This window comes from Amycolatopsis sp. NBC_01480, assembly GCF_036227205.1.
In the GTDB taxonomy this organism is placed as follows: Bacteria; Actinomycetota; Actinomycetes; order Mycobacteriales; family Pseudonocardiaceae; genus Amycolatopsis.
Window position 1 is genome coordinate 141,231 of the sequence record NZ_CP109442.1, and the last position, 25,608, is coordinate 166,838.

At 70.9% G+C, this 25,608-nt stretch carries 26 protein-coding genes; 10 read left to right on the forward strand and 16 right to left on the reverse strand.

The window, feature by feature from the left end; translation table 11 throughout:
* Nucleotides 1-26 precede the first annotated feature (26 nt).
* On the reverse strand, nt 27-602 hold the full coding sequence (locus OG371_RS00705) for a TetR/AcrR family transcriptional regulator (RefSeq protein ID WP_329064431.1): 576 nt from the start codon (nt 600-602) through the stop codon (nt 27-29).
* 142 nt (nt 603-744) lie between these two features.
* Between OG371_RS00705 and OG371_RS00710 the strand changes: the two genes are divergently transcribed.
* From OG371_RS00710 to OG371_RS00720, 3 genes are read left to right on the forward strand one after another with little or no spacing between them, the layout of a single operon-like run.
* The gene (locus OG371_RS00710) at nt 745-1,479 is read left to right on the forward strand and encodes an SDR family NAD(P)-dependent oxidoreductase (protein WP_329064433.1); all 735 of its coding nucleotides are present in this window, start codon (nt 745-747) and stop codon (nt 1,477-1,479) included.
* Between the two features lie 20 nt (nt 1,480-1,499).
* On the forward strand, nt 1,500-2,123 hold the full coding sequence (locus tag OG371_RS00715; protein ID WP_329064435.1) for an NADPH-dependent F420 reductase: 624 nt from the start codon (nt 1,500-1,502) through the stop codon (nt 2,121-2,123).
* Between the two features lie 28 nt (nt 2,124-2,151).
* A complete protein-coding gene (locus OG371_RS00720) occupies nt 2,152-3,054 on the forward strand; it encodes a TIGR03619 family F420-dependent LLM class oxidoreductase (protein ID WP_329064437.1) in 903 nt (300 codons plus the stop codon).
* 12 nt (nt 3,055-3,066) lie between these two features.
* Here OG371_RS00720 and OG371_RS00725 read toward each other — a convergent pair whose 3' ends face one another.
* From OG371_RS00725 to OG371_RS00740, 4 genes are all read right to left on the reverse strand, one after another.
* On the reverse strand, nt 3,067-3,579 hold the full coding sequence (locus OG371_RS00725; RefSeq protein WP_329064440.1) for a MarR family winged helix-turn-helix transcriptional regulator: 513 nt from the start codon (nt 3,577-3,579) through the stop codon (nt 3,067-3,069).
* Between the two features lie 9 nt (nt 3,580-3,588).
* Entirely contained in the window at nt 3,589-4,758 is a 1,170-nt protein-coding gene (locus OG371_RS00730) for an MFS transporter (RefSeq protein ID WP_329064442.1), read from the reverse strand.
* Nucleotides 4,758-6,254, reverse strand: a complete 1,497-nt coding sequence (locus OG371_RS00735; RefSeq protein WP_329064444.1) for an FAD-dependent monooxygenase — start codon at nt 6,252-6,254, stop codon at nt 4,758-4,760. Before OG371_RS00735 ends, OG371_RS00730 begins: the two co-directional genes overlap by 1 nt.
* A 95-nt stretch (nt 6,255-6,349) precedes the next feature.
* Nucleotides 6,350-6,937, reverse strand: coding sequence for a TetR/AcrR family transcriptional regulator (locus OG371_RS00740; protein ID WP_329064446.1), 588 nt, complete (start codon nt 6,935-6,937; stop codon nt 6,350-6,352).
* Between the two features lie 94 nt (nt 6,938-7,031).
* On the opposite strand from OG371_RS00740, the gene OG371_RS00745 reads away from it, so the two are divergent.
* Together OG371_RS00745 and OG371_RS00750 are read left to right on the forward strand one after the other, a co-directional pair.
* Nucleotides 7,032-8,516: a flavin-containing monooxygenase gene (locus OG371_RS00745; RefSeq protein ID WP_329064448.1), complete on the forward strand. Its 1,485-nt coding sequence runs from the start codon at nt 7,032-7,034 to the stop codon at nt 8,514-8,516.
* Between the two features lie 36 nt (nt 8,517-8,552).
* Nucleotides 8,553-9,551 carry an NADP-dependent oxidoreductase gene (locus OG371_RS00750; RefSeq protein WP_329064450.1) on the forward strand — a complete coding sequence of 333 codons (999 nt, stop codon included), beginning with the start codon at nt 8,553-8,555 and terminating at the stop codon, nt 9,549-9,551.
* Nucleotides 9,552-9,555: 4 nt separating this feature from the next.
* Here OG371_RS00750 and OG371_RS00755 read toward each other — a convergent pair whose 3' ends face one another.
* A complete protein-coding gene (locus OG371_RS00755; RefSeq protein ID WP_329064452.1) occupies nt 9,556-10,335 on the reverse strand; it encodes a FadR/GntR family transcriptional regulator in 780 nt (259 codons plus the stop codon).
* A 213-nt stretch (nt 10,336-10,548) separates the two neighbouring features.
* Here OG371_RS00755 and OG371_RS00760 point away from each other — a divergent pair, with 213 nt between their 5' ends.
* Nucleotides 10,549-11,904 (forward strand): pyridoxal phosphate-dependent decarboxylase family protein, encoded by a 1,356-nt coding sequence (locus tag OG371_RS00760; protein WP_329064454.1) that lies wholly within the window; start codon nt 10,549-10,551, stop codon nt 11,902-11,904.
* Between the two features lie 6 nt (nt 11,905-11,910).
* Here the strand turns inward: OG371_RS00760 and OG371_RS00765 are convergent, their stop codons facing one another.
* Genes OG371_RS00765 through OG371_RS00790 form a run of 6 tightly spaced genes read right to left on the reverse strand, consistent with a single transcriptional unit; the run spans nt 11,911 to nt 16,934 of the window.
* Nucleotides 11,911-12,483 carry an NADPH-dependent FMN reductase gene (locus tag OG371_RS00765; RefSeq protein WP_329064457.1) on the reverse strand — a complete coding sequence of 191 codons (573 nt, stop codon included), beginning with the start codon at nt 12,481-12,483 and terminating at the stop codon, nt 11,911-11,913.
* 28 nt (nt 12,484-12,511) lie between these two features.
* Nucleotides 12,512-12,802, reverse strand: coding sequence for a Dabb family protein (locus tag OG371_RS00770; protein WP_329064459.1), 291 nt, complete (start codon nt 12,800-12,802; stop codon nt 12,512-12,514).
* On the reverse strand, nt 12,795-13,754 hold the full coding sequence (locus OG371_RS00775) for a cupin domain-containing protein (RefSeq protein WP_329064461.1): 960 nt from the start codon (nt 13,752-13,754) through the stop codon (nt 12,795-12,797). Before OG371_RS00775 ends, OG371_RS00770 begins: the two co-directional genes overlap by 8 nt.
* Nucleotides 13,755-13,798: 44 nt before the next feature.
* Nucleotides 13,799-14,644 (reverse strand): LLM class flavin-dependent oxidoreductase, encoded by an 846-nt coding sequence (locus tag OG371_RS00780; RefSeq protein WP_329064463.1) that lies wholly within the window; start codon nt 14,642-14,644, stop codon nt 13,799-13,801.
* A 4-nt stretch (nt 14,645-14,648) separates the two neighbouring features.
* Nucleotides 14,649-16,079 (reverse strand): aldehyde dehydrogenase family protein, encoded by a 1,431-nt coding sequence (locus OG371_RS00785; protein WP_329064466.1) that lies wholly within the window; start codon nt 16,077-16,079, stop codon nt 14,649-14,651.
* 12 nt (nt 16,080-16,091) lie between these two features.
* The gene (locus OG371_RS00790; RefSeq protein WP_329064468.1) at nt 16,092-16,934 is read right to left on the reverse strand and encodes a 1-deoxy-D-xylulose-5-phosphate synthase N-terminal domain-containing protein; all 843 of its coding nucleotides are present in this window, start codon (nt 16,932-16,934) and stop codon (nt 16,092-16,094) included.
* Nucleotides 16,935-17,134: 200 nt separating this feature from the next.
* On the opposite strand from OG371_RS00790, the gene OG371_RS00795 reads away from it, so the two are divergent.
* Genes OG371_RS00795 through OG371_RS00810 form a run of 4 tightly spaced genes read left to right on the forward strand, consistent with a single transcriptional unit; the run spans nt 17,135 to nt 21,340 of the window.
* On the forward strand, nt 17,135-18,166 hold the full coding sequence (locus OG371_RS00795; protein WP_329064470.1) for a transketolase family protein: 1,032 nt from the start codon (nt 17,135-17,137) through the stop codon (nt 18,164-18,166).
* A gap of 11 nt (nt 18,167-18,177) precedes the next feature.
* Nucleotides 18,178-19,503: a M24 family metallopeptidase gene (locus tag OG371_RS00800; RefSeq protein WP_329064472.1), complete on the forward strand. Its 1,326-nt coding sequence runs from the start codon at nt 18,178-18,180 to the stop codon at nt 19,501-19,503.
* A gap of 9 nt (nt 19,504-19,512) precedes the next feature.
* On the forward strand, nt 19,513-20,397 hold the full coding sequence (locus OG371_RS00805) for an NAD(P)-dependent oxidoreductase (protein WP_329064474.1): 885 nt from the start codon (nt 19,513-19,515) through the stop codon (nt 20,395-20,397).
* Nucleotides 20,398-20,428: 31 nt separating this feature from the next.
* Nucleotides 20,429-21,340: a LysR family transcriptional regulator gene (locus OG371_RS00810; RefSeq protein ID WP_329064475.1), complete on the forward strand. Its 912-nt coding sequence runs from the start codon at nt 20,429-20,431 to the stop codon at nt 21,338-21,340.
* 23 nt (nt 21,341-21,363) lie between these two features.
* Here the strand turns inward: OG371_RS00810 and OG371_RS00815 are convergent, their stop codons facing one another.
* The 4 genes from OG371_RS00815 to OG371_RS00830 form a co-directional block, all read right to left on the reverse strand.
* On the reverse strand, nt 21,364-22,833 hold the full coding sequence (locus tag OG371_RS00815) for an aldehyde dehydrogenase family protein (protein ID WP_329064477.1): 1,470 nt from the start codon (nt 22,831-22,833) through the stop codon (nt 21,364-21,366).
* A gap of 80 nt (nt 22,834-22,913) precedes the next feature.
* On the reverse strand, nt 22,914-23,915 hold the full coding sequence (locus tag OG371_RS00820; RefSeq protein WP_329064479.1) for a quinone oxidoreductase family protein: 1,002 nt from the start codon (nt 23,913-23,915) through the stop codon (nt 22,914-22,916).
* Nucleotides 23,906-24,517 (reverse strand): nuclear transport factor 2 family protein, encoded by a 612-nt coding sequence (locus OG371_RS00825; RefSeq protein ID WP_329064481.1) that lies wholly within the window; start codon nt 24,515-24,517, stop codon nt 23,906-23,908. The genes OG371_RS00820 and OG371_RS00825 overlap by 10 nt, the downstream gene beginning before the upstream one ends.
* Nucleotides 24,518-24,534: 17 nt before the next feature.
* Nucleotides 24,535-25,605, reverse strand: coding sequence for an MBL fold metallo-hydrolase (locus OG371_RS00830; protein ID WP_329064483.1), 1,071 nt, complete (start codon nt 25,603-25,605; stop codon nt 24,535-24,537).
* Nucleotides 25,606-25,608: the final 3 nt, after the last annotated feature.

Genomic DNA, 25,608 nt, shown 5'->3' on the forward strand with positions numbered 1-25,608 from the left:
TCCCCGGCTTCAGCGGCGGAACTCCGTCAGCCAGCAGGAATGGCTTTGTCGATCAGAACCGCAGCGATCGCGGCGGCCGTGGAGAAGGATTCACGGTCAAGAACCCGAGTGCGGGCCGAGGCGCCGTCAATCAGCAGCGCCAGTTGTTCGCCGAGTTCTTCGGGATTGGCAGCACCGGCTTCGCGGGCGGTTTCGGTGAGGCGGGCGGCGATGGCGAGCTTGTACTCGCGGGCGTATTGCGACGCGGGGTGCTGGGGGTCGTGGAGTTCGACGGCCGCCGCGATGTAGGGGCACAGAGGAGTGGACGCGGGCATCTCGAAGGCGGCGAGGAGCCGTTCGCGCGGAGTGAGGTCGGGGCGGTCGAACACGCCGGGCAGGACGTCGGGATCGAAGCGGCGCAGGTATTCGGCGACGAGTTCGTCCTTGGTGGCGAAGTGCTGGTAGGCCGTGCGCTTGGACACCTGGGCCACAGCGCAGAGCTGGTCCATGCCGGTGCGGTTGATGCCCTGATCGCGGAACAGCTGCTGTGACGCGCCGAGGATGCGCTCGCGCGCGCCCCGGCCGCGGCGCCGGCCCAGCGGGCCCTTCTCCAACTCCGTCATGCCTCCCAGCATAGCCCTGTTCGGTACCGACCGGTGTACGTAGCTTGCGCCCCGGCCGAGCCGTCGGGTACGTTAAGTACACAGGTCGGTGTATTTAAGAACCCGGACTGGTTCGCAACCCCAACAAGGCAACGGAGTGATCGTGGGAAAGCTCGAAGGCAAGGTCGCAGTGATCACCGGCGGGTCGACCGGCATGGCACTGGCCGGCGCCAAGCTGTTCGTCGAGGAAGGAGCGCATGTTTTCATCCAGGCCCGGCGCCAGGAGGCACTGGACGACGCGGTCAAGCTGATCGGCCGCAACGTCACCGCCGTCCAGGGTGACGCGACCGAGCCGGCCGACCTGGATCGCTTGTACGACACGGTAAAGCGGGAAAAAGGCTCGATCGACGTGTTGTGGGCCAGCGCCGGCATGGGTGAGCCCGCCGTCCTCGGCGAGATCACCGAGGAGCAGTTCGACCGCGCCTTCTCGCTCAACGCGCGCGGCACCCTGTTCACCGTGCAGAAGGCGCTGCCGCTGCTCAATGACAACGGCTCGATCCTCATGACCGGGTCCAACGCCTCCCTCGGCGCCTTCCCCGGCTGGAGCCTCTACGCCGGGAGCAAAGCCGTCCAGCAGGCCTGGGCCCGCGTCTGGCTCAACGAACTGCGCGACCGCAAGATCCGCGTCAACGTCCTGACCCCCGGCCAGGTCGCCACCGCCAAACAGGAAGAACTGTTCGACGAGGAAACCAAGTCCGCGTTCGAATCCCTGATTCCCCGCGGAAAAATGGGCCGTCCCGAGGAAATCGCCGCCGTCGCGCTCTTCCTCGCCTCCGAAGACTCCAGTTACGTCAACGGCCTGGAATTGGTCGCCGACGGCGGCACCACCGCCATCTGAACCGGAAGAGAGCACACCTCATGAGCAGCATCACCCTCATCGGCACGGGGAACATGGCCCGCGCCATCGGCACGCTCGCGGTCACGGGCGGCAACACCGTCGAGGTCATGGGCCGCGATCAGGCCAAGGCCGACAACCTGGCCAACACCCTGGGCGGCGAAACGACGACCGGCAAGTGGGGCACCGTCCCGGCCGGGGACATCGTCATCACGGCCCTGTTGTACGACGGCGTCGTCCCGGTCGTCGCCGAGTACGGAGACGCCTTGGCGGACAAGGTCATCGTCGACATCAGCAATCCGTTCAACGCCACGTTCGACGGGCTCGCCCACGGCGAGGAGACCTCGATCGCGCAGGAAGCCGCCAAGATCGCGCCAGTCGGCACGAGCGTGGTGAAGGCCTTCAACACCATTTTCCGCAATGTCCTGGAAAAGGGCCGGCCCAACGTTTTCCTCGCCGGCGACAATGCGCAGGCCAAGGCGAGCGTCGTGGCATTCATCGAGAGCCTCGGGCTGCGCGCGCTCGACGTCGGCGGCCTGAAAATGGCGCACTGGCTGGAAGGAATGGGCTTGGTCACGGTAGGCCTCGCCGGAAACGGGGTCGGCCACTGGGACTTCGCCCTCGGCGTCGACGAATTCACCGGCTGAACCCCGCTCCGAGGAGGAAACCCTCACCATGAAGCTCGGCTTCACGCTTCCCATCGTCGGGCCCGCCATCAGCAGCGCGGCCGGCCTGAGCACGTTCTGCCGCGAACTCGAAGACCTCGGTTACGACACCCTGTGGGTCGGCGATCGGCTGGTCACCCCGGTGGACCTGGACAGCACCTATCTGGCCCGCGGGCCGCAGATGGGCCGTTACCTCGACCCGGTGCTGCTGCTGACCGTCGCCGCGACGGCGACCAGCCGGCTGCGGCTGAACTCCAGCACGCTCAGCACGTTCTACTACGAGCCGCCGCACCTCGCGCGGCTGCTGACCACCCTCGACGTGCTCAGCGACGGCCGTCTCGGTGTCGGCGTGGGGCTGGGGTGGATGAGGCAGGAGTACGACGTCGCCCGCAACGCCGACTGGCACCGGCGCGGCAAAATGCTCGACGACCTGCTGGCGTTCCTGCAAGCGTGGTGGACGACCACCCCGGTCTCCTGGGACAGCGAGTTCTTCTCCCTGCCGCCGGTCCACGCCGACCTGCGCCCGGTCCAGGCGGGCGGGCCGCCGATCTGGATCGGCGGTGAAAGCGAGGCGGCGATGCGCCGGGTCGGCCGCCTCGGCACCGGCTGGCTCGGGGTCGACGGGCCGCCGCCCGCCGCGTCGATCGCCGGCCGGGACAAGAGCGCCGAGCACCTGTGGTCGATCGCGCGCCGTGCGGCGCAGGACGCCGGCCGCGATCCCGACGCGCTCAAGACGGCCATGCGCATCAACGTCGAACCGGGCACGTCCGTCGACTCACTCGCGGACAAGCTGAAGCGGCACGCCGATTCCGGTGCCGACGAGGCGTACTTCGACGCCTTCGCAGTGTTCAGCAGCCTCGACCAGCTGCTCGACTTCGCCGGCCAGGTGATCGCCCGCACCGGCCGGGTGTGACCAACGGACGGGTCAGCGAGGGCCTTCCAACGCGACCAGCAACGTCCGGAGATCGTCGTTCAAGCGCTGCTGCGAGGCCGGGCCGAGGGAGGACAGCAGCGTCAGCTCGGTCTCGCTCTTGACGTCGAAGACCTCCATCGCGCGCTGCTCGCCCGCCGGGGTCAGGGTGACCAGCACCGAGCGGCGGTCGTCGGGGTCGAAGTCGCGGGCGACCCAGCCGTTGCGCTCCATTTTGCTGACCCGGTTGGTGACCGCGCCCGAGGTGAGTTGCAGCTGCGTCATGAGCGCGCCCGCGCTGAGGCGGTGCTCGGGCTCGGTGCGGATGAGGCAGGCGAGCAGTTCCAGCTCCCACAGCTCGATGCCGTGTGGCGCGAGTTCGCGCTTGATCTCGGTCTCCAGGCGGTGGGCCAGCCGGCGCACCCGGTATGCGAGTGCCTTGGCCAGCGCGACGTCCGGCTCGTGCCGGTCCGCGATGACCTCGATCATCCCGTCCACGTAGTCCTGGTGCTTCGGGCGCGTCGCCATCCTCGCATCCTAACCGCGAACGCCGGACATCTTGACGTTCACACGTTCCCCGCGGCTCGACGCCCAGGCCAGCCCGAGCCCGGTCAACGCCAGTGCCGCGCCGGCCAGGCTCGGTGCGGTGTAACCGAAACCGGCGCCGATCAGGGCCCCGCCGAGTGCGGCGCCGCCCGCGTTGGCGATGTTGAAGCCGGACTGCACCGAGGCGGCCGCCATCGTCGGCGCGTCCCCGGCCGCGCGGATGATGCGCAGCTGCACCGGCGGGATGACCAGTCCCGAGGCCAGCCCGATCACCCCGACCGTCGCCAGCGCCGTGACCTCGTTGTGCACCGTCACGGCAAACAGGGCCAGTGCCGCGGCGAGCGCGCCCAGCGCCACGTAGGTCGCGGGGAGCAGCGCGCGGTCGGCCAGCCGTCCGCCGACCAGGTTGCCGACCGACGAGCCGAGGCCGAACAACGCCAGCGCCACAGCCAGGCCGGCCGGTCCGACGCCGGCCAGCGAGGTGAGTGTGGGGGTGATGTACGAGTAGGTGGCGAACACCCCCGCGAAACCGAACGTCCCGACGGCGAGGGTCAGCAGCACGGCCGGCCGGGTGAAGGCCCGCAGCTCCGAGCGCAGCCGGACCGGCTGGTGGGTCGTGTCGGCCGGTACCAGCAGCACGATGCCCAGCACGGCGAGCAGGCCGAGCACCCCGATCAGCGCGAACGCGAGCCGCCAGCTGACCGCGTTGCCGAGCGCCGTGGCCGCGGGGACGCCGATGATGTTCGCGACGGTCAGGCCGGTGAACATCAGCGAGATCGCCCGCGCTTCACGTCCTTGGCCGGCCAGCCCGGTCGCGACCACCGAGCCGACGCCGAAAAACGCGCCGTGCGGCAACGCGGTCAGCACCCGGGCGGCCATCAGCCAGCCGTAGCCCGGGGCGGCCGCCGCGGCGAAGTTGCCGACGGTGAAGATCACCATCATGGCCAGCAGCAAGCGTTTGCGGCTGAACCGGCCCGACACCGCCGTCAGCAGTGGCGCACCGATCACGACGCCGAGCGCGTACCCGGTGATCAGGTAGCCGGCCTGCGGAATCGACACATTCATCCCGTCGGCGACCGCGGGCAGCACACCCATCATGGCGAACTCGGTCGCGCCGATGCCGAACGCGCCGAGAGCCAGGGCGAACAGAGCGGGCCGCATTACGAGCGGTCCCGAGTGGTCCACGCGGCGATCGCCTCGGAGAGCCCAGCGACGGAGCGCGCGGCGTGCGCGATGTAGCCGTCAGGCCGGATCAGCGCCGCCCGCACACCTCGCCACGCCGCGCGACCAGCGCCGTCAGGCAGCGGCGCGGAACGGACCTCGACGCGCGCGCCGGCGAGTCCCGCGAGCGAGCCGTCGGTGGTGAAGTCGAGGAGCAGGAACCGGTCCGGGCGCAACGCCCGCATGAGGGCTCCTTGCGCCAGCACCAGATCCGGCGCGCGCGTGCCGGTCAGCGGATGGGCGCCGTCCGGGCGCGGGTAGGCCACCGCCAGTCCGGAAAGGACACCGGCCAGCTGCCGGCTGACCTCGCCGCCCTGGGCGATGAAACCGCTGAACATGTCGCGCAGCGCCGCGCCGGCCGGGCTGAAGGTGTGCATCAGCGCGTCCTGCGCCTGGGTGTTGGCCACGAGCTGCGCCGCGATCGGGCGCCGCTCGGCGTCGTAGCCGGCCTCGCCGTCGGTCACCTGTTTCGGCGCCCAGCCCTGCACCTCGGCGGCCAGTTTCCAGGCGAGGTTGGTGGCGTCCTGCAGGCCCACGTTGAGGCCCTGGCCACCGGCCGGCAGGTGCACGTGCGCCGCGTCGCCCGCGAGCATGATCCGGCCGACGCGGTACGTCGCCGCGTGCCGGCCGGCGTTGCTCGCCTTGGACAGCCAGGACGGGCTGTGCACACCGAAGTCCCGGCCGCAGACGGCGGTGAGCGACTCGCGCAGTTCCTCGAGCGTGAGCGGTTCGGCCTGCCGGCGCCGTACCTCCACTGAGGACAGTCCGACGTCGGCGGCCCGGACGCCGAAGACCCGCGTGGTGGTTTCCGTCATCGGCATCAAGGTGGCGTGACCGGCGGCCTGGTTCCAGTGGTGCACGGTGCGCCCGACGGGCTCCGCCAGCTGAACGTCGGCGGCGAAGCTGAGCTGATCCGGTGCGGTACCGGGGAAGTCGATGCCGGCGGCCCGGCGCACCAGGCTGTGCGCGCCGTCCGCGCCGATCAGGAACCGCGCCGGGTGCCACGCCTCCCCCACGCGGACCCGTACTTCGTCCGCCGACTGCGTCACCTCGGCCACTTCGGCGCCGTAGTGCACCGGGACGGACCTGGCCCGCAGCCGGTCGGCGAGCGCCTGTTCGGTTTGCCATTGCGGGATCTGCAGCACAAACGGGAACGGGGTGTCGAGGTCGCGGTAGCCGACCCGGTCCGGCAGCGTCGCGAAGTGCGTGTCCGGCACCTGCCTTCCCTCCGCCACCAGTACTTCGCTGATCCGGCGGCCGTCGTCCGCCTCGAGCATGGTGAGCACCTCGAGCGTGCGCGGGTGCATGGTCGAGCCGCGGGACTGACGGCTGGGCCCGGTGTTCCGCTCGTACACCGCCACCCGGACCCCGGCCGCGTCCAGCAGCGCGGCGGCCATCAGCCCGACCGGACCGCCGCCGACCACGATGACGTCCATCGTCCAGCTCCCCTCATCGACAACTTCTACGAACGTGAAGATAATGAATGTTGTCCGATGAGGCAAGGAGTGACCGGCAAGAGCACCTGTTTGCCTTATCCCCCCAGGGGAGAAGCGGAGTACAGCGCCCGGACCGCGGCGTGGATCCGGGCTTCGACCGCGCCGGCGTCGGACGCGTCGAGCTTGCCGTCGAGGTGGAGGAAGGCCAGGCCGTGCACCAGGGCCCAGACGGCGGTCGACAGCGCTTCCGGCTCGCCACCGGGAAACGCGCGCTCGACGATGCCGCTGACGTACCCGGAGATAGCGGCGGTCGCGGCGACGCGCTCGGCACTGCCCGGATCGCAGGGCTCCACGAACATCACCCGGAACAACGCCGGATGATCAAGGGCGAACCGGACATACGCGACGGCGACCGCGGCCAGATCCTCCGTCGTCGAAGGCTCCGGATGCGCCTCGTACAGCTTCGCGCCGAGTTCGCCGTAACCCTCCGCCGCGACCGCGGAGACCAGGGCGTCCCGATCGGCGAAGTGGCGGTAGGGCGCCGTCGCGGACACCCCCGCACGCCGCGCCACCGCCCGCAGCGACAACGCCGCGCTGCCGTCCTCTTCGAGCAGCTCGCGCGCCGCGCGCAGGCAGGCGGCGCGCAGATCGCCGTGGTGGTACCGGTCAGCCGCCTTGGCCATGGATCACTCCCGCGCGATGTTGACGGTGCTTACATCGTGGGCTAATGTAAGCGCTGTACACATAGTAGCCGACCCAGCGGACCCTGGAGAAACGATGACCCCGCACAACCACGTCGCCGTCATCGGCACCGGCTTCGGCGGCATCGCGGCCGCGGTCCGCCTGCGGCGAGCCGGGTTCGACGACCTCGTCCTGCTGGAGCGGGCCGGCGACGTCGGCGGTGTCTGGCGCGACAACGACTACCCCGGCGCCGCGGTCGACGTGCAGAGCGATCTGTACTCGTTCTCGTTCGCGCCGAACCCCGCCTGGCGCACCACCTATGCCAGGCAGCCCGAGCTCCACGCCTACCTCAGGCAGGTCACCGACCAGTTCGGGCTCCGCCGGCGGACGGTCTTCGGCTGCGAGGTCGAACGGCTCGACTGGGACGCCGCCGAGCAGGTGTGGCGGCTCCGTACCGCCCAAGGCCCGCGCACCGCCGCCCACGTCGTCGTCGCGACGGGCGCGCTCGCGGACCCGGTCGTGCCGGATCTGCCGGGCCTGGACCGGTTCGGCGGGGTCAGCTTCCACTCCGCGAGGTGGGACCACGACCACGACCTGACCGGGAAACGGGTCGCGGTCGTCGGCACCGGGCCCTCGGCCGTGCAGTTCGTGCCGGCCATCCAGCCCGAGGTCGAGCGGCTGACGGTGTTCCAGCGGACCCCGGCGTGGGTCGTTCCCCGGCACGACCGCGAGATCAGCGTCCTCAGGCAGCGCCTGTACCGGAACGCGCCGTTCCTGCAGCGGCTGGCCCGGCTCTCCCGCTACGTCCGTCGCGAATGGACGGTGCTCGCCTTCCGGCACCCGGCGCTGATGAAGCTGCCCGAGCGCGGGGCCCGCAAGCACCTCGAGCGGCAGGTCCGCGACCCCGGGCTGCGCGCCCGCCTGCTCCCCGGATTCCGGTTCGGCTGCAAGCGCGTCCTGATCTCCGACGACTACCTGCCCGCGCTCGCGCAGCCCAACGTCTCACTTGTCACCGACGGCATCCGCGAGATCGACGAGCACGGCATCATCGACGCCGCCGGCACCCGGCACGCGGTCGACACGATCATCTTCGGCACCGGGTTCCGCACCACCGCGCTGCCCCTGACCGACCGGATCCACGACGCCGGCGGCCGCACGATGGCCGAGGCCTGGGGCGACCGGCCCAGCGCCTACCTGGGCACCGCCGTCGCGGGCTTCCCCAACTGCTACCTGATGCACGGGCCGAACGTCGGACTCGGCCACACGTCGGTGATCCACATGCTGGAGTCGCAGGCCAACTACCTCTCGGCGGCCGTCAGCCACGCCCGCGACCACGGGCTCGCGTCCGTCGAACCGACCGCCGCGGCCCAGGAAGACTTCACCGGCCACGTCGAAGCGCTCGGCGCCGGCAGCGTCTGGACCACCGGCGGCTGCCGGAGCTGGTACCTCAACGAGCACGGCGTCAACACCAACATCTGGCCGGGCAGCACCCTCGAATTCCGCCGGCGCACCCTCCGGTTCGAGCCCGCCCACCACCGGCGGCATCGCCGGACCGCCGGTTTGACCACCGCCTTATTCTGACCACATCGGACACACACGGAAAGCGAAGTGCTTGTCATGCGGGCATATCTGTTGACCCGGTACGGAAACGCGGACGCCATGGAGCTGCGGGAGGTGCCCGAGCCGTCCCCCGGCGCCGGCGAGGTGCTCATCCGGGTGCACGCGGCCGGGCTGAACCCGATCGACTACAAGGTGCGGGCCGGGCAGCTGCGCCTGCTGAGCCGCCTCGACCTGCCGATGGTCGCGGGCAGTGAGCTGGCCGGGGTCGTCGAGGGACTCGGCACCGGCAGCACCCGGTTCGCCGTCGGGGATCGGGTGTACGCCCGGGTGGACAAGATGAAGCTCGGCGCCTTCGCCCAGTACGCGGTGGTCGACGAAAACCTCGTCGCGAAAATGCCGGAGTCCCTGGATTTCGCCGAGGCCGCCGGGCTGCCCCTGGCCGGTCTGACCGCGCTGCAAGGGCTCCGCGACGAGCTGGCGGTCTCCCCGGGCGATCGGGTATTCATCTCCGGCGGCGCCGGCGGGGTCGGCACCCTGGCCATCCAGCTGGCCGCCTGGATGGGCGCGAAGGTGGCCACCACCGCGTCGCCCCGCGGTGAAAAACTGGTGCGCTCCCTGGGCGCCGAGACGGTGATCGACTACCGGACGCAGAAGTTCAAGGACGTCCTGAGCGACTACGACGCCGCGTTCGACCTCACCGGCGGGCCGGACCTCGCGGACAGCTTCACGATCCTCAAGCCGGGCGCCAAAACGGTCTCCGTCGCGGGGATCCCCACGCCGGTCACCGCGAAGGAGTACAACGCGGGGCCGCTGGCCACCACGCTGCTGCGGATCGCGAACGCCAAGACCCTTTGGCAGGCCCGACGAAAGGGCGTCAGCTACCGCCACATGTTCATGCGCCCCAGCGGGGAAGACCTCGAACTGCTGGCGAGCCTCGTCGACAGCGGCAAGCTCAAGGCCGTGATGGACCGGACCTTCCCGTTCGACCAGATCGCCGACGCCTTCGCGTACCTCGAGCAGGGGCGGGCGAAGGGCAAGGTCGTCGTCCAGCTGTGAGGAGTCAGAGACCCTGGTCCCAGCCGGGCAATTCCAGCCTGAGGTGTTCCAGGAGCGCGCGCTGGTGGGCGACGCAGGCGCGGTCGAACTCGCCGCGCCGGCCCCGCGCGAGCGCCCGGGCCATCGGCTCGTGCAAGGCGATCTGCTCCTCGAACGCCGCCCCGGTGAGCCAGCGCGGCGACTTCTTGGCCGACACCCAGGATTCGTAGGCCTTCTCCACCAGCGCGGTGTGGATGCTGGAGAACACGCTCGTCAGGAACCGGTTTCCGGCCAGGCGCACGATTTCGACGTGGAACACCGTGTCCGCGGCGATCCATTCGGACGCGCTGCCCCGCGCCCCGGTCAGGTCGGCCAGCGCCCGGTTGAGCGGTTCCAGCTCGCGGGCGCCGCGCGCGATGGCCTGCCGGCCCGCGGTCAGCTCCAGCAGGAACCGCAGCTGCGCCGCTTCGCCCAGCGACTCGGGTTCCAGTCGCAGCATCAGGTCGATGCTCGCGTCGACCATGGTGGACGGATCACGCAGCACGTACGCGCCGGAGCCGGGCCGGATGATCACCAGGCCCTGCACCGCCAGCGAGCGCAGCGCCTGGCTGACCGTCAGCCGCGAGCTGCCCACGAGCTCGGCCAGCCGCCGCTCGCTGGGGAGCCGCTCGCCTTCGGCGATGCCCTGGTCGAGGATGTAGTTCCGGATCTGGTCGGCGACCCGGTCGGCGATCCGGGAGAACGACTCGACCTGGAACGACGCGCCGATGCCCGCGTCGCCGGATCGACCACCTGGCGTAACCATCGTCCCTGTGCTCCCGCAGCCCTCTCGGTAAGCCGGCGCCCAGTTCAGGCCCGGCCGCGACCGTCCGGCCCATGGTAGCGGCCGCCGCCCGGCCATCGGCCGGGTGCTGTCCCAACCGGCCGAATTTCGGACTAGTGGCTAAGCCAGTTTAGAGTGTCCGAACGGTACTGTCGAGTCTGGCGCGCCCGTCGCCGGAAGCGTTAGCCTGCACCGATGTTCCCGAAACTGGCCGAGGATCTCGCCGAGCTGCCCGCTCTCCTCGAAGAAACCCGCGCCTACGCCGAGCGGATCCTCACGGGTCTCGAGGCCCGGCCGGTCGCCGCCGGGCCGGTCGAGCCCGCTCCGGCCGCGCTGCCCGAGGACGGGGCCGGCCTGCGCGCGGCGCTGCGGACGTTCGCCTCGCGCTGGGAGCCGGGCTTCTCCGCCAGCGCCGGACCGCGTTACCTGGGATTCGTCACCGGCGGCACCACTCCGGCCGCGCTCGCGGGCGACTGGCTGACCGCGGCGCTGGACCAGAACGCGCACGGCGCGGTCGGTTCCTCCGCCACCGCACTGGAGCGGGAGGCCGTCTCGTGGCTGGGCGCGCTGTTCGGGCTGGACCGGCCCGGGGCGTTCGTCACCGGCGCGACGATGTCCAATCTGGTCGGACTGGCCATCGGCCGGGAGTGGCTCGGCTCGTTGTCCGGCGGCTCCGTCGCGCAAGACGGGGTGACCACGCCGATCCGCGTGCTGTCCGGAACGCCGCACTCCAGCATCGGCAAGGCCATGTCGATCCTGGGCCTCGGCCGCCGGAACCTCGTCCCGGTGGCCACCCTGCCGGACCGCGAGGCTGTCGACGTGGCCGCGCTGGAACGCGAACTCGCCGCCGGACCGGCCATTGTGGTCGCCAACGCGGGCACCGTGAACACCGTCGACTTCGACGACCTCCGCGCCATCGCCGCGCTGAAGTCCCGCTACGAGTTCTGGCTGCACGTCGACGCCGCGTTCGGCGGTTTCGCCGCGGTCTCCCCCGGCTTCGCGCCGCTGCTCGACGGCTGGGCGGAGGCCGATTCTGTGTGTGTGGACCTGCACAAGTGGCTGAACGTCCCGTACGACTCGGCCGTGCAGTTCACCCGCCGGCCGGATCTGCAGCTGCGGGTGTTCGAGAACGTGTCGAGTTATCTCGGCGCGCCCGGCGACACCCCCGACTTCATGCACCTGACGCCCGAGACCTCCCGGCGCCTGCGCGCCCTGGCCGCGTGGTTCGCCCTGGCGGCGTACGGCCGCGCGGGCTACCGGGAAATCGTCGAGCGCAACGTCGCCTGCGCCCGGGAAATGGGCGCCCGGCTGGACCGCAGCGCCCGCTGGCGGCTGCTGGCGCCGGTCCGGCTGAACGTCGTGTGCTTCACCCTCGCCGGCGACGCCACCGCCGATCGGGTCAAGGAAGCCCTCGACGCCGTGGCCCGCAGCGGCGAAGCTTTCCTGACTCCCACGGTCTACCAGGGCATCCCGGCTGTCCGCGCCGCCTTCAGCAACTGGCGCACCACCGCGGCCGACGTCGAGCGGATCTGCACCGCCTTGGGCGCCTGAAGGCCGTCAGTGGTCGCGGCGCAGGACCTTGAGCGCGTCGCTGACCCGCCGCAGCTCGTCGAACATCGACTTCGCCGCGGCGGTCATGATGTCATTCGTGTTCAGCTGGTCTTCCTCGCCGATCAGGCTGTGCACGAACGGAATGGACACCGCTTCCAGGATCGGCATCATCTTCAGCGTGGTGACCACCTCCTTGATCATCTGCGCGGCCCGGGTGCCCGCCGAGACGCCGCCGTAGCTCACCAGCCCGACCGGCTTGTACTCCCATTCCTGGTGGAGGTAGTCGATGGCGTTTTTCAACGGCGCGGTGAAACCGTAGTTGTACTCGGGCATCACGAACACGAACGCGTCCGCCGCGTCCACCCGGGCGCTCCAGTCCCGGGTGTGCTGGTGGACGTACTGGCGCAGCCGCGGGTGGTGCGGCTCGTCCAGCATCGGCAGGTTCAGCTCGGCGAGATCAACCGGGTCGACGTGCTCGAACCCGCCGTGCTCCCGCGCGGCCGCCTCGATCCACCCGGCCACCGTCGGCCCGATCCGGCCCGGCCGGGTGCTGGCGGTGACGATCTGCAGCGTTGGCACGACAGAACTCCTTTTCCTCAACGGGACTTCAGTAGTCGATGGCGAACCGGTCGGTGCTCAGCCGGTCGAGTTCGCCGAGCAGTTTCCGGTGCGCGGGGTGGTGCCAGTACTCACCGCGCAACACGTTCTCGTCGGTGAGCCGGACGAAGCAGCCCACGGTGTAACCGCGGTCGCGGCCGGACGGGTTCGTGTTCTCGCCCCAGGTGATTTCGTGGACGCCGGCGAGTTCCACGATCGCGGCGCCGAACTCGGCCAATGCGTCCACGAGCGCGGCCTCGGTCCCTTCGGCCGGCCGGAAGGCGAGGTAGTGGTCAAGCACGCCGCTCGCCCCCGCAGTAGCCGGCTTCGAACCGGTCCCAGTCCGACGGCCAGCGGTAGCTGTGCAGCTGCGGCGGCACCGGCGCCTGCGTCTCGAGCCACCGCACCCGGCCGCCTTCGGTGTTGTAACAGGCGTGGGTGGTGCCGACGCCGGCGAGCGCGGCGTCGCCCGGCCGGAAATGGTGGACCTGGCCGCCGAGTTCGAAGTCCGTCTCGCCGGACAGGAAGAAATAGCCCTCTTCGAACGGGTGATCGTGGCTCTGCGCCGCGCCCCCGACCTCGTAGTCGACCATGAACAGGGTCAGCAGGTGCGCGCCGCGGTTGCGGTCCACCAGCATCTTCACCGAGATCCCGCTGTAGGTCAGCAATGCGCTGTACATGCCCGCGGACTCGCGGCCGCGCGCCGGGCTTTTGACGGCCTCGGCCAGATGATCGGGATCGGTGCCCTCGTAGTGGCCGACCAGCCGCAGCGTCGGGTCGCCGAGATCCGGCGGCGCGGCGCGCGAAAGCAGATCGGGCGCGGCAGTCGGGAAGAACGTGTCACGCCGGCCGGATTCGGGCTGGAGCGACACCGGGCTGCTCACGTCGAGCCAGCGTGCTTCCGTGCTGCTTCGGTTGGCGCAGGCGAAAACCGCGCCCTGCGGGATGAACGCGAAATCGCCCGGCCGCAGGAGGTACGCGTTTTCCTCCAGCTGCACGGCCATTTCCCCGTCGAGCACGTACAGCGCCTGTTCCCCGGCCCGGACGTGCGCGGGCACCCGTCCCCCGGGTTCGAGCCGGCCGATCCCGAGGTCGGTGTGCACCGACCCGGTGCCCGCGCCGATCAGGTCGAGCCGGTCGAATCCCTCCGACCGGCCGGTGAACTGCCACGGGGTGGCCGCGGCGGTCCAGTCCTGGCGGACCACGGCGCTCGGGCCGTGCGCCGCCGTTCGTTCGACGAGGTGATTGCCCATAACGGTCACCACAGAGTCCCTTCTTCTCGCAGAGGTGGAACGGGTCAGCCCACGGCGGCTTTGAGCGCCTCGAGGTGCTCCGGCTCGGCCGAGGTCGGAAGCAGCAGCAGTTCGCTGAAGCCGGCTTCCGCGATCCGGTCGCGGGTCTCGACCAGCTGCCCGGGATCGGTGACGACGTGGCTCGCCAGCTCGGCCGCCCGCTCCGCGCCGAGAAACCCGTAGTAGCTGTGGATGTGCCGGTCGGCGTCCGCCCGCGCCCGGGGCCCGGCCGCGGCGTAGATCATCGCCACCAGGCGTGGCGCGCCCGGCTTTCCCGCCTGCGCCCAGGCGGCGCGTACCTCGGTGGCCAAGGCCGCCGTCCGGTCCCACGCGCCGAGGCCGGCCGCGGCGATCCAGCCGCCGCCGTGCCGGACGACGCGGTTCACCGTCGCCCGGCTGTTGCCGCCGAACAGCAGCCGTTCCCCCGGCATGCCCGCGACCGACGGGAACCCGGCGTCCAGCTGATCGTCCAGGGCCCGGCCGCGCCGGGAGAAGTCCACCCCGCACGCGACGTAGTCGTCCTGACGGCGGCCGACGCCGATGCCGAGCACCAGCCGGTGCTCGCTGAGCCGGTCGAGCGTGGTGATCTGCTTGCGGAACAAGGCGTTCCCGGTCCGCAACGGCGCCACCAGCACGCTGGTCATCAGCCGCGCGCGAGTGGTCACCGACGCCACGCTGGCCAGCGTGAGCAGGGATTCCAGGCTCGGGTACTGCACCCGGTCCGTGCACGCGAGGGTGCTGGCCCCGAGGTCTTCGGCCTGCCTTGCCCAGCGCACCAGCTGGGCCGGGGTGACGCCCTCGACGTCCGCCGGCAGGCCGACGCCGATGTCGATCGCTACCACCGCAACCACCCGCTCATCGCAGCGTCACCAGACGCGGTTCGGTCATCTCGGCCATGGCGTACCGCGGTCCCTCGCGCGTGTTGCCCGAGTCCTTCACCCCGCCGTACGGCTGCTGGTCGGCGCGGACCGTGGGCACGTCGTTGACGTACACGCTGCCGAACTCCAGCCGCCGCACCGCCTTCAGCGCCTTGCCGATGTCGTTCGTGTACACCCCGGCGTTGAGTCCGTAACGCGAGTCGTTCGCCAGGTCGAGCGCGGTGTCGAAGTCGGCGAACTCGGTCAGGGTCACCACCGGCCCGAAGACCTCCTCGGCCTGCACCCGCATCGTGGCCGTGACGTCGCTCAGCACCGCCGGGGTGACGACGTTGTCGATCCGCTCCCCGCCGATGTCGGCCCGGGCGCCGCCGCCGATCGCCTCACCGATCCAGGACTCGACCCGGAGCGCGTCCTTGGCGCTGATCAGCGCGGAAACGTCGACGTCCTCGGCCAGGGGGTCGCCGACCTTCAGCCCGGCCACGCCGGCGACCAGCGCCTCCCGGAACCGCGCGGCGACCCCGGCGTGCACGTAGATCCGCTGCGTCGATACACAGGACTGGCCGGCCTGCACGAAGCCGGCCGACGCCGCCTTGACCGCGGCCGTCTCCCAGTCGCTGTCCGCGTCCACGATCAGCGGCGCGTTCGAACCGAGTTCCAGCCGCACCTTCTTCTTCGGCGCCCGGGCGGCGATGCCCCAGCCCACTTCGGGTGATCCGGTGAACGTCACGTACGCGACGTCCGGCTCCCGGACCAGCGCGTCGCCGACTTCGGCTCCCCCGCCCGGCACGACGTTCAGCCAGCCGGGAGGAAGACCCGCGTCCAGCAGCAGCTCGGCGAGCAGCAGCGAGGACAACGGGGTCTGCGACGCCGGTTTCAGCACGACCGGACAGCCGACCGCGATGGCCGGCGCCACCTTGTGCGCGACCAGGTTGAGCGGGAAGTTGAACGGCGCGATCGCCGCCACCACGCCGACCGGCACTCGCAGCGTGAACGCGACCTTGCCCTGGCCCGAGGCCGCGGCGTCCAGCGGGACCATGTCCCCGGTGTAGGTTCGCGCCTCGGCGGCCGCGAACGAGAAGGTGTCGATCGTCCGCTCCGCCTCCAGGCGCGCGGTCCGGATCGGCTTCGCGCACTCGACGGCGATCGTCCGGGCGAACTCTTCCTTGCGCCGGCGGAGCCCTTCAACGGCGGCGTCGAGTACCGCGATCCGCGCGGCCCGGTCGAACCGGTCTGCTCTCAAGGCGTTCCGGGCCGCGGCGACCGCGCGCGAGACTTCGGCGGCGCCCGCCTGCGGGACCTCGGCGATCGCCGTGCCGTCGTACGGCGAGTAGAGCGTGGTCACCCGGTCGGCGGCGAGCCACTCGCCATCGATCAGGAGTCCGCGCGGGGACGGGATTTCCAGGCTCATCAACACTTCTCCTCACCACATCCGCGCAGGGACCCGCGCGGCATTCGCTTCACCGTCGTCGCAGACCTTGCGCGCCTGTTCGACGGTGTCCGGGCCGAGCTTGAGGAAGTGGCCGTCCGCCTCGTCCGGCAGCACGGAGTCCAAACCGGACAGTGTCCAGGTCGATCCGATCAGGACACCGGGCCGCGGAGTGCCGCGCAGGCGCGTGAGGCCGTCGCGGACCGCGGCGACGTCGTGGCCGTCGGCCTCGCCGACCTCCCAGCCGAAGGAGCGCCATTTGTCGGCGATCGGGCTCAGCGTGGTGATCGACTCGGTCGGGCCGTCGACCTGGCTGTTGTTCCGGTCCAGCACCACGGTCAGGTTGCCGAGGCCGTGGTGCGCGCTGAACAGCGCCGCCTCCCAGACCTGGCCCTCCTCCATTTCCCCGTCGCTCATCAGCACGTACACGTGCCGATCCGACCCCGCGAGCTGTTGCGCCAGCGCCAATCCGGCGGCCACGGACAGCCCCTGCCCGAGGGAGCCGCACGTCGCGGTCAGGCCCGGGGTCTGCTCGGTGCCGATCGCTTCGAGCCGGCTGCCGTCCCGCCCGTAGGTCGCCAGCTCGGCCGGGTCGACCAGCCCCACCTCCACCCCGGCGGCGAAATGGACGATGGAGTAGTGCCCCGGTGAGACGACCAGCCGGTCGTGGCCCGGGCGCAGGGCGGTCAGGTACAGCGCCGCGGCCAGCTCGGCGGCGGACAGCGCCTGGCCGAGGTAGCCGAAGCCCTCGATCGCGACCATGTCGACCGCGCGCCGCCGGATGCGCCAGGCGGCCCGGCGCAGCGCTTCATCGTCGTCCCGGCTTGGTTTTGTCATGGGTGATCACCAGTTTCACGCTCTCGGAGCTAGCCGACGCCGCCAGCAAGTGGACTAGTGGCTTAGCCAATATTCCGACAGTACCCGGGCTCTGTCAAGCGGCGGCGAAACACTTGACAGCAGCTCGGCCGAGCCCGCACACTCGTCTCAAATTGGCTAAGCCACTTGTCCAATCAACGCCGAGCTGGAAGTGAACGAAGATGCCACTGCAGCCGCCTTACCGGACCATCCTCAAGCCGTACGGGCAGGCCCTCGTCCGGTACGCGGCCGAGCATCCGGAGGTGATCTGCCTCGGCGCCGACCTGACGCGGCAGACCGAGACCGATCTCTTCCGCGACGACCCCCGGCTCGCGTCCCGCTTCTTCAACGGCGGCATGGCGGAGCAGAACCTGATGGGCGTCGCCGCCGGCCTGGCCCGCGAGGGGCGCACCGTTTTCGTCAACACCTTCGGCGTGTTCGCCACGCGGCGGCCGTTCGAGCAGGTCGCCATGCAGATCGCCTACGCGAACCTGAACGTGAAGCTCATCGGCCTGATGCCGGGCCTGTCGTCGCCGGGCGGGCCGAGCCACCAGGCCATCGACGACGTCGCGGTCATGCGCGCGCTGCCGAACTTCACCGTCGTCGACGTCGCCGATGCCACCGAGGTGACGCAGGCGGTCGCGGCCGTCGCCGAACGCCCCGGCCCGGTCTACTTCCGGCTCAAGCGCGGGGAAATCCCGGTCATCTTCGACGACGGCCATGTGCTCGACCTCGACCGCGCGAAGGTGATCGACCCCGATCCCGCGCGGGAGACCGCGGCCGCCGACTCCGTCATCTTCGCGTCCGGGATGCTCGTCGCCTCGGCCCTGCGCGCGGCGACCGCGCTGCGCGAGGCCGGGCTGGTGATCGACGTGGTCAACGTGACCACCATCAAACCGCTGGACGCGACCACCGTGCGCCGGCTGTCCGCCGAAGCCCGATCCGTGGTGACGGCCGAAAACCACACGATTTTCGGCGGTCTCGGCAGCGCGGTGGCCGAAGTCCTCGCCGAAGCGGGATTCAGCCCGCCCCTGCGCCGGGTCGGCATCCAGGACCGGTTCGGGCAGGCCGCCAGCGCGCGGTTCCTGTTCGCCGAATACGGCCTCACCGCCCAGCACATCGTCGACGCGGTCTGGGACTTGGCCGGCCTGGGCGGCGAACGCCCGGCCGTCGCCGAGATCGAGACCGCCCCGGGTTCCTACTCACCCGTCTGAAAGGGAGTTCCATGTCCACCGTCAAGGCCCAGCCCTGGCAGCCGAGCGAGGCCGCCCGCGACACCACTCCGGTCGCCTCACCCGGCACCTTCATGTCCACCGACTGGGAGAACCGGGTCAACTTCCCCCGGCTGCGCGAGCAGCGGCTCGCGCGCGCGATGGCCGAACTCGAGAACGGCGATCTCGGCGCGGTCCTGTTGTACGACATGAACAACATCCGTTACGTCACCGGCACGCACATCGGCAACTGGGCCCGGGACAAGCTCTTCCGCGCCTGCCTGCTCGTGCGCGGGCACGCGCCGATCCTGTGGGACATCGGCTCCGCCGCGCGCCTGCACCAGCAGTACCTCACCTGGCTGCCCGAGGAGAGCTGGCGGGCCGGCCTGTCCACCTGGCGCGGGGCGATCGACACCGAGGTCGGCGTCGAGGCGGGTAATGCGCGCAAGATCGCCGATGTCCTGCGCGAGCACGGCCTCGCCGGTGAGCCGCTGGGCATCGACGTCGTCGAGATCCCGCAGCTGCGCGCGCTGGAAGCCGAGGGGCTGCACGTGGTCGACGCGCAGGGCCTGATGATGCGGGCCCGGCAGATCAAGACCGCGGACGAGATCGCCCTGCTCGACCAGGCCGCCGGCCTCGTCGACGCCGCCTACGAAAAGCTGTACCAGTTCCTTCAGGTGGGGGTGAAGGAGAACGAGACCGTCGCGCTGGTCAACAAGACGCTGTACGACCTCGGCAGCGAAGAGGTCGAGGCCGTCAACGCGATCTCGGGCGGACGCTGCAGCCCGCATCCGCACGTGTTCAGCGACCGGATGATCCGGCCGGGCGACACCGCGTACTTCGACATCGTCCACTCGTTCCAGGGCTACCGCACCTGTTACTACCGGACGCTGAACGTCGGCAGTGCGACCACGGCCCAGCGCGATGCCTACCGCCGGGCGCGGGAAGCGATCGACGGGGCCATCGCGCAGGTACGGCCGGGCGCGTCGAGCGCGGACGTCGTGGCGTCGTTCCCCTCGGCGCAGGACATCGGTTTTTCCTCCGAGGAAGAGGCTTTCGGCCTGCAGTACGCGCACGGCGTCGGCTTGTCGGTGTGGGAGAAGCCGCTGATGAGCCGGTATCACTCGTTCGAGCACCCGATCGAGATCAAGGAGGGCATGGTCTTCGCGCTGGAGACCTACTGGCCCACCCCGGACGGCAGTTCGGCGGCCCGGATCGAGGAGGAGGTCGTGGTCGAGAAGGACGGCGCCCGCGTGATCACCCGCTTCCCGGCCGAGGAGCTGCTCGTCACCGGCGTGCGCTACTGGAACGGCATCGACCTGCCCGCCTCTGCCCGTTAGGAGTCCGTCATGCGGATCGGTTTCATCGGTCTCGGGAACATGGGCCGCCCCATGGCCGAGCGGCTGCTCGGGTCCGGCTGGGACCTGACCGTGTACAACCGGACCCCGGCCAAGGCCACCGCGCTGGTCGAGGCCGGCGCCCGCTTCGCGTCCACCATCGCGGAGCTGCGCGGCTGCGACGTCGTGCTCAGCATGGTCGGCACCGACGACGACCTGCGCGCGATCACCGTCGGCCCGGGCGGCCTGTTCGACACCCCGGGCACCGGCGTGCTGCTGGTCGACTGCTCCACCGTCGGCGCCGAGGTCACCGAGGAGGTGGCCTCGGCGGCGCGGTCGGCCGGCGGCGACCTGCTGGCCGCCCCGGTCGCCGGCGGCCCGGCGGTCATCCCGGACGGCGGCCTCGCGATCGTCTGCAGCGGCGCCCCGGCGGCGTACGAGCGGGCCGAGGCCGTGCTGAAGTCGTTGGCCCGCAAGGTTATCTACGCCGGAGAGGGCGCGACCAGCCGCCAGGTGAAGATCCTCCACAACCTGATCGTCGCGGTGATCGCGCACGCGGTCGCCGAGGTGAGCGTGCTCGGCGAAGCCATCGGGGTCGCCCGCGCCGACCTGCTGGAGTTCGTCGGGGCGGGCGCGATCGGCAGCCCGTTCATCCGGTACAAGGCCGAGCAGATGAAGTCGCTCGACTTCTCCGCGGCGTTCACCACGGCGCTGATGGCCAAGGATCTCGACCTGGGCCACGCCCTCGCCGCGGGCCGCGCCGATACGCCCCTGGTCGACCACACCCGGGCGACGCTGCACGACCTGCTCGCCGCCGGGTGGGGTGAGCAGGACATCGCCGCGCTGGTCGCGTACCTGGCCGGGCGCAACGGGATCGACCTGCTGCCCCAGCCGTAGACCGCCCGCCGGAGAACAAACGGTGCCCACCATGGAACTTCGCCAGCTCGGCTACTTCGTCGCTGTGGCCAAGGACAGCAGCTTCACCAAGGCGGCCCAGCGGCTGCACCTGAGCCAGTCGGCGCTGTCGATCGCGATCCGCGCGCTGGAACGGGATCTCGGCGCGCGCCTGTTCGACCGCACCCGGCGCGAAGTGGCGCTCAGCGATGCCGGCCGGGCGCTGCTGCCCGAGGCGCTTCGCGTGCTGGCCGCCGCCGACGCGGCCAGAGCCGCGGTCGGCGATGTCGGCCACGGCCTTCGCGGCACTGTGCGGATCGGGTTGATGCAGGCGTCGCCACTGGTCGACATGGCCCGGATCCTGCACAGCTACCACCGGGAACGGCCGCTGGTGAAGATCCTCCCGCGCCCGGCCGAGGGAGGATCCGTCGCACTGGCGGACGCGCTGCGCGCCGGCGATCTCGACGTCGCCGTCGCCTCCCTGCCGGGCGGCCCGCACCCCGGTCTCCACCTCGTCCCGCTGGCCGCCGAGCCGATCCGGCTGATCACGCCGCCCGGGCACCCCCTCGCCGCCCGCCGCAGCGTATCGGTGCCGGAGCTGGCAGAGGAGGATTTCGTCGAGTTCCCGGCCGGATTCGGCACCCGGTCCGCAGTGGACACCACGTTCGCCGAAGCCGGGCTCGAGCGGGGGATCTGCATCGAGGTCTCGGACCTGGCCACCCTCGCCGAACTGGTCCGGGCCGGTCTGGGCGTGGCCGCGCTGCCCCTTTCCCTGCTGCCGAACCGCGGCCGGCTCGCGGTCGTGGACATCGAGCCGGCGCCGATCTTCGAAGTCGCGCTCGCCCTGCCCGCGGACCGGCGCCCGAAGGCGGCGACCCAGGCCTTCGTCGATCTGGTCGGCGCCATGCACCCGGCCGGGCAAGCGGTGGTCCGGCCCGGACGGTGACCCCCGGGCCCGGACCACCGCCGTCACCGCTCGACCGAACCCGGCCGCAGCGCGATGTGCTTGTACTCGGTGAAATCCTCCAGCGACGCCAGCCCGTTCAACCGGCCCTGGCCGCTTTCCTTGTAGCCGCCTTCCTCGAACTCGTCGAAGGTGACGCCCCAGTGGTTGACCCACACCGTGCCGGCCTCCAGCTCCCTAGCCACGCGTAACGGCTGGTCCACGTCCCGGGTCCAGACGCTCGCCGCGAGGCCGTACTTGCTGTCGTTGGCGAGCGCGATGGCCTCGGCCTCGGTGTCGAAGGCCTGCATGGTCAGCACCGGCCCGAACACCTCCTCCTGGACGACGGCCGCCGCGGGGTCGTCCACCTCCAGCAGCGTGGGCCGGTAGAACGCGCCCGCGGCGAGCGCCCCTTCGGTGATCGGGCCGCCCCGCACCACCGCGCGGGCGCCGGCCGCGATCGCGGCCTCGACCATCGCGTCGACCCGGGCCACGTTCGGCTTGTCGATCATCGGGCCCATGTCGCTGGCCGGGTCCGCGGCCGGGCCCGGGCGCACGGCCGAGAGCCGCTTGCCCAGCCCGGCCCGGACCTCATCCGCGACGGAGCGGTGCACCAGCAACCGCGTGCCGGCCATGCAGAACTGGCCCGCGAACGTGGTCAGCGCCTTCTCCAGCACGGGCAGCGCGCCGGTCAGGTCCGCCGACTCGAAGACGATCATCGGCGTCTTCCCGCCGAGTTCGAGCCCGAACCGCTTCAGGTGCGCCGCGCCCGCCGCGGAGATGGCCTTGCCGGTGGCCGTGCTGCCGGTGAAGCTGATCGCCGGCACGTCGGGCGACTCGATCAGCGCCGAGGCCGCGTCGCGGTCGCTCGTGAACATGTTGAGCACGCCCGGCGGCAGCCCCTCGGTCTGGGCGAGCACCTCGATGAACAGCCGGTTGACCTGCGCGGTCTGCTCGGGCAGCTTCACCACCGCGGTGCACCCGGCGGCCAGCGCCGGCGCCAGCGACCGGACGGTGAGGACCACCGGCGAGTTCCACGGCGTGATCACGCCCGCGACGCCGAGCGGCTCGCGCAGCACCACGGAGAGGCTGCCCGGCCGTACCTCCGCGGCCCGCCCGAAGTCGCTGAGCGCCAAGGCCGCGTTGAACCGCAGCTTGCCCGGCACCAGGTCGATCTCGAGCGCGGCCTCCGCCTTGACCTTCCCGTTGTCCAGTGACAGCAAGGAGATCAGCTCGTCGCGGCGTTCTTCGATCCGGTCGGCCATGGCGCTCAAGACCCTGGCGCGCAGCCGGCGGTCGGTCCGCCAGGCGGTGGTCCGGAACGCGTGTTTCGCCGCGGCGATGGCCCGTTCCACGTCCGCCCGGCTCGCCCGCGCGAACGTGCCGATCGGCTCGCCTGTCGCGGGATCGACGCTCTCGTCGTGGTCCGGCGAATCCGTCCAGCGCCCGTCGATCCAGTTCAGGGCGGCCGGACGGCCGCCGTTGGTAGCAGACAATTTCGTGTTTCTCCGTTCGTCGGCCCCAAGACTCGTGAGTGTTCAGGACGGTTAGAACCGGCATAAACACTCACGAGCCTTTACCAGGGCAGGAGTACGACCTTGGCGCCCGCGGCGCCGGCCAGGACGGCTTGGTACGCAGTCCTGGCTTCCTCGAGCGGGTAGGTGGTGACGCGTGGCGCGCGCAAGGCGCCCGATTCGAATCCCCGTCGCAGGACGTCGAGGATTTCGGCGGCCCCGGCCAGCGTGAGGTCGAGGGTGTTGACGCCGAAGACGGTGCGCTCGTTGCGGTAGAGCTCCAGCACGTTCAGCTCCGCCACCGGATTGCCGAGGCTGGCGATGACCGCCGACCGGCCGCCGTGGCCGAGTGTGTCGAGCACCGGGCCGAAGAGCGCTCCGCCGACGGTGTCCAGCGCGACGTCCACTCCCGCGCCGTCGGTCGCGACCCGCACGGTGGTCACGAGATCGACCTTGGAGCTGTCGATCGCCAGGTCGACCGCGAGGTCTTCGGCCAGCCGGAGGTCGGCGCCGATCACCCGGGCCCCGCGCCAGTGCGCGATGTCGGCCGCCGCGCGGCCCACCGCCCCCGAAGCCCCGGTGACCAGCACGGTCTCACCGGCCTGGACGTCCGCCCGCCGGGCCAGGCCCAGGAACGCGGCCGAGTGGCTCACCCCGACCGCCGCCGCCTCGGCGAACGACAGGTTCTCCGGCTTGCGCCGCACCGTGTCCGCGGGCACGACGAGGTACTCGGCCTGGGTGCCCGGCCGGCTGACGCCCAGCCCGCCGCTGGTGCCCCAGACTTCCAGGCCGCGCACCGATTCCGGGCCGTCCACGACGATCCCGGCGTAGTCGCGGCCCGCGGTCCTCGGCGGCTCGGCCGCCGGGCCGTTCGCCACCCGCACCTTCCCGGCCAGGTTCGCGACGTCGACCGGGTTCACCGCCGCCGCCCGCACCTGCACCAGGGCCTCACCGGCGCCCGCTGCCGGACGCGGGACCTGTTCGACCACGAGGTCGTCCGGCGCCCCGTACTTGACGATCCGGGCCGCCCGCATCGGCGGGCCGCCCTCCCAGTTCAGGACCACTCCTTCAGCCCCTCACTCGCCTTGCCGGACAGCCAGTCCCGGCCGAGCGCGTACAGCGCGTCCGTGCGCGGACCGGTGGTGCCGGGCATGTCCTTCTTCACCCGGTAGCCGATCCGGGTCTGCAGGTAGGCCAGGTGCCGGTAGCCCGGAGGGAACTCGGCCAGCAGCCCGGGGTCGAGCCGGACGACGGCGCCGGGCTCGACCGGGTCGATCCGGTCCCGCTCGTAGATCGGCTGGCGCAGCACCAGGCTCCAGTTGCCGTCCCGCTTCACCAGGAAGTCGAAGAACCGGCCGGTGCACACGACGTCGCTGACCACACCGTCCACTTCGGCCCGTTGCGCGATGGTCATCTTGGTCGACGCGGTCGCCCGGCCGCCGGCCACCTCGACGGTCGAGCCGCCATGGGAGTGCAGGATGCTCACCCCCTTTTCCCAGCCCTGCCGGGAAACCTCGATGAACTCGTCGCCGGTGCCCTGGAACCAGGTGGCCATCACCCGGCCCGCCGGGTGCCAGACGGTGCGGAACCGCTCCCAGTCCCCCGCGTCGCGCCACAGGATCCAGTTGTCGACGAGCGTGCGGATCTGTTCCCGATCCGATGTCATGAGCCGTCTCCTCGCGATCAGATGAAGAACTTGTCCGACGAAGGCGTGCCGTCCCGCAGGAGGTAGCCGTTGTGCGTGCGCTCCAGCCGGGTCTTCTCCAGGATCGAGAAGGCGTTGTGCTTGGTCAGCACGTCCGCGCCGTTCAGCCGCTCTTCCCAGCGCAGGCCGTTGGACGTCTTGCGGTCCAGCGTCTTCTTGGTCACGTAGTTGACCAGCGCCGCGAAGTAGTTCTCCTCCACCGCGCGGAACGCGGCCCGGTACGGCCCGTCCATGCCCGCGTGGAAGTACTCCATCGGGATGGTTTCCAGTGCCTCGCGGGAGAACCGGACGAGGTCGTCGAGGTACTCGATGCCTTCTTCGACGTCCTCGCGGTTGCCGATCCGCGACACGTGCCCGGAGACGACGGTGTCGAAGTCGTACTCCAGGATCTGGTGGTGCGCCTGCTCCCAGGCCGCGAGGTTCTCCGAGGAGTCGCAGTCGCGGAAGGTCACCCACGCCGGGCTGGCGATGTCGATGGCCGCCAGCACCTTCTGCTTCGGCAGGTAGGTGAAGATGTTGCCCTCGGTGTGGTTCTGGCCCTTGTAGGACAGCTCGACCTTGACCCCGTTGACGTCCAGGGTGGCGTCGGTGGCGAAGGTCTCGGTCGGCAGCGGCCGGTACGCGTCCGGGAACCGGGCCAGCAGGTCGCGAGTGCGCTCGTGCGCGACGATCTTGATGTCCGGCCCGAAGATGGTGGCCGCGCCGATGTGGTCGGCGTGCCAGTGGCTGTAGATCAGGTGCGTGACCGGCTCGTCGGTGACGTCCTCGATCGCCGACAGCAGCCGCTCGCCGATCGCCGGCGGCGCGTCCAGCACGATCACGCCGCGGCCGGTGACCACGAACATGCAGTCGTACCAGCCGACCGACACCCAGTACACGCCGTCGCGGATCTCCTCGACGTGGTAGCCCTTCGCCAGCCGGTCGGGCAGGAACAGGCTCCCGTGGGACTCCTCCGGCGGCGGCGCGAAATCGGTCAGCTTGATGAAGGGAGCCCCCTTCGGGCCGAGGTCGTCCACCAGCCATTCCGGCTTGCGGTCGGGGTTGTTCATCGT

What these genes read in the sequence shown, in the direction of transcription:
- OG371_RS00730 (WP_329064442.1), bottom strand. Translation starts at nt 4,758, where the DNA reads ATGCGGCCCGCTCTGTTCGCCCTGGCTCTCGGCGCGTTCGGCATCGGC.
- OG371_RS00800 (WP_329064472.1), top strand. Translation starts at nt 18,178, where the DNA reads ATGTCCACCGTCAAGGCCCAGCCCTGGCAGCCGAGCGAGGCCGCCCGC.
- OG371_RS00745 (WP_329064448.1), top strand. Translation starts at nt 7,032, where the DNA reads ATGACCCCGCACAACCACGTCGCCGTCATCGGCACCGGCTTCGGCGGC.
- OG371_RS00785 (WP_329064466.1), bottom strand. Translation starts at nt 16,079, where the DNA reads ATGAGCCTGGAAATCCCGTCCCCGCGCGGACTCCTGATCGATGGCGAG.
- OG371_RS00790 (WP_329064468.1), bottom strand. Translation starts at nt 16,934, where the DNA reads ATGACAAAACCAAGCCGGGACGACGATGAAGCGCTGCGCCGGGCCGCC.
- OG371_RS00830 (WP_329064483.1), bottom strand. Translation starts at nt 25,605, where the DNA reads ATGAACAACCCCGACCGCAAGCCGGAATGGCTGGTGGACGACCTCGGC.
- OG371_RS00725 (WP_329064440.1), bottom strand. Translation starts at nt 3,579, where the DNA reads ATGGCGACGCGCCCGAAGCACCAGGACTACGTGGACGGGATGATCGAG.
- OG371_RS00735 (WP_329064444.1), bottom strand. Translation starts at nt 6,254, where the DNA reads ATGGACGTCATCGTGGTCGGCGGCGGTCCGGTCGGGCTGATGGCCGCC.
- OG371_RS00720 (WP_329064437.1), top strand. Translation starts at nt 2,152, where the DNA reads ATGAAGCTCGGCTTCACGCTTCCCATCGTCGGGCCCGCCATCAGCAGC.
- OG371_RS00705 (WP_329064431.1), bottom strand. Translation starts at nt 602, where the DNA reads ATGACGGAGTTGGAGAAGGGCCCGCTGGGCCGGCGCCGCGGCCGGGGC.
- OG371_RS00810 (WP_329064475.1), top strand. Translation starts at nt 20,429, where the DNA reads ATGGAACTTCGCCAGCTCGGCTACTTCGTCGCTGTGGCCAAGGACAGC.
- OG371_RS00750 (WP_329064450.1), top strand. Translation starts at nt 8,553, where the DNA reads ATGCGGGCATATCTGTTGACCCGGTACGGAAACGCGGACGCCATGGAG.
- OG371_RS00775 (WP_329064461.1), bottom strand. Translation starts at nt 13,754, where the DNA reads ATGGGCAATCACCTCGTCGAACGAACGGCGGCGCACGGCCCGAGCGCC.
- OG371_RS00760 (WP_329064454.1), top strand. Translation starts at nt 10,549, where the DNA reads ATGTTCCCGAAACTGGCCGAGGATCTCGCCGAGCTGCCCGCTCTCCTC.
- OG371_RS00805 (WP_329064474.1), top strand. Translation starts at nt 19,513, where the DNA reads ATGCGGATCGGTTTCATCGGTCTCGGGAACATGGGCCGCCCCATGGCC.
- OG371_RS00755 (WP_329064452.1), bottom strand. Translation starts at nt 10,335, where the DNA reads ATGGTTACGCCAGGTGGTCGATCCGGCGACGCGGGCATCGGCGCGTCG.
- OG371_RS00715 (WP_329064435.1), top strand. Translation starts at nt 1,500, where the DNA reads ATGAGCAGCATCACCCTCATCGGCACGGGGAACATGGCCCGCGCCATC.
- OG371_RS00795 (WP_329064470.1), top strand. Translation starts at nt 17,135, where the DNA reads ATGCCACTGCAGCCGCCTTACCGGACCATCCTCAAGCCGTACGGGCAG.
- OG371_RS00825 (WP_329064481.1), bottom strand. Translation starts at nt 24,517, where the DNA reads ATGACATCGGATCGGGAACAGATCCGCACGCTCGTCGACAACTGGATC.
- OG371_RS00740 (WP_329064446.1), bottom strand. Translation starts at nt 6,937, where the DNA reads ATGGCCAAGGCGGCTGACCGGTACCACCACGGCGATCTGCGCGCCGCC.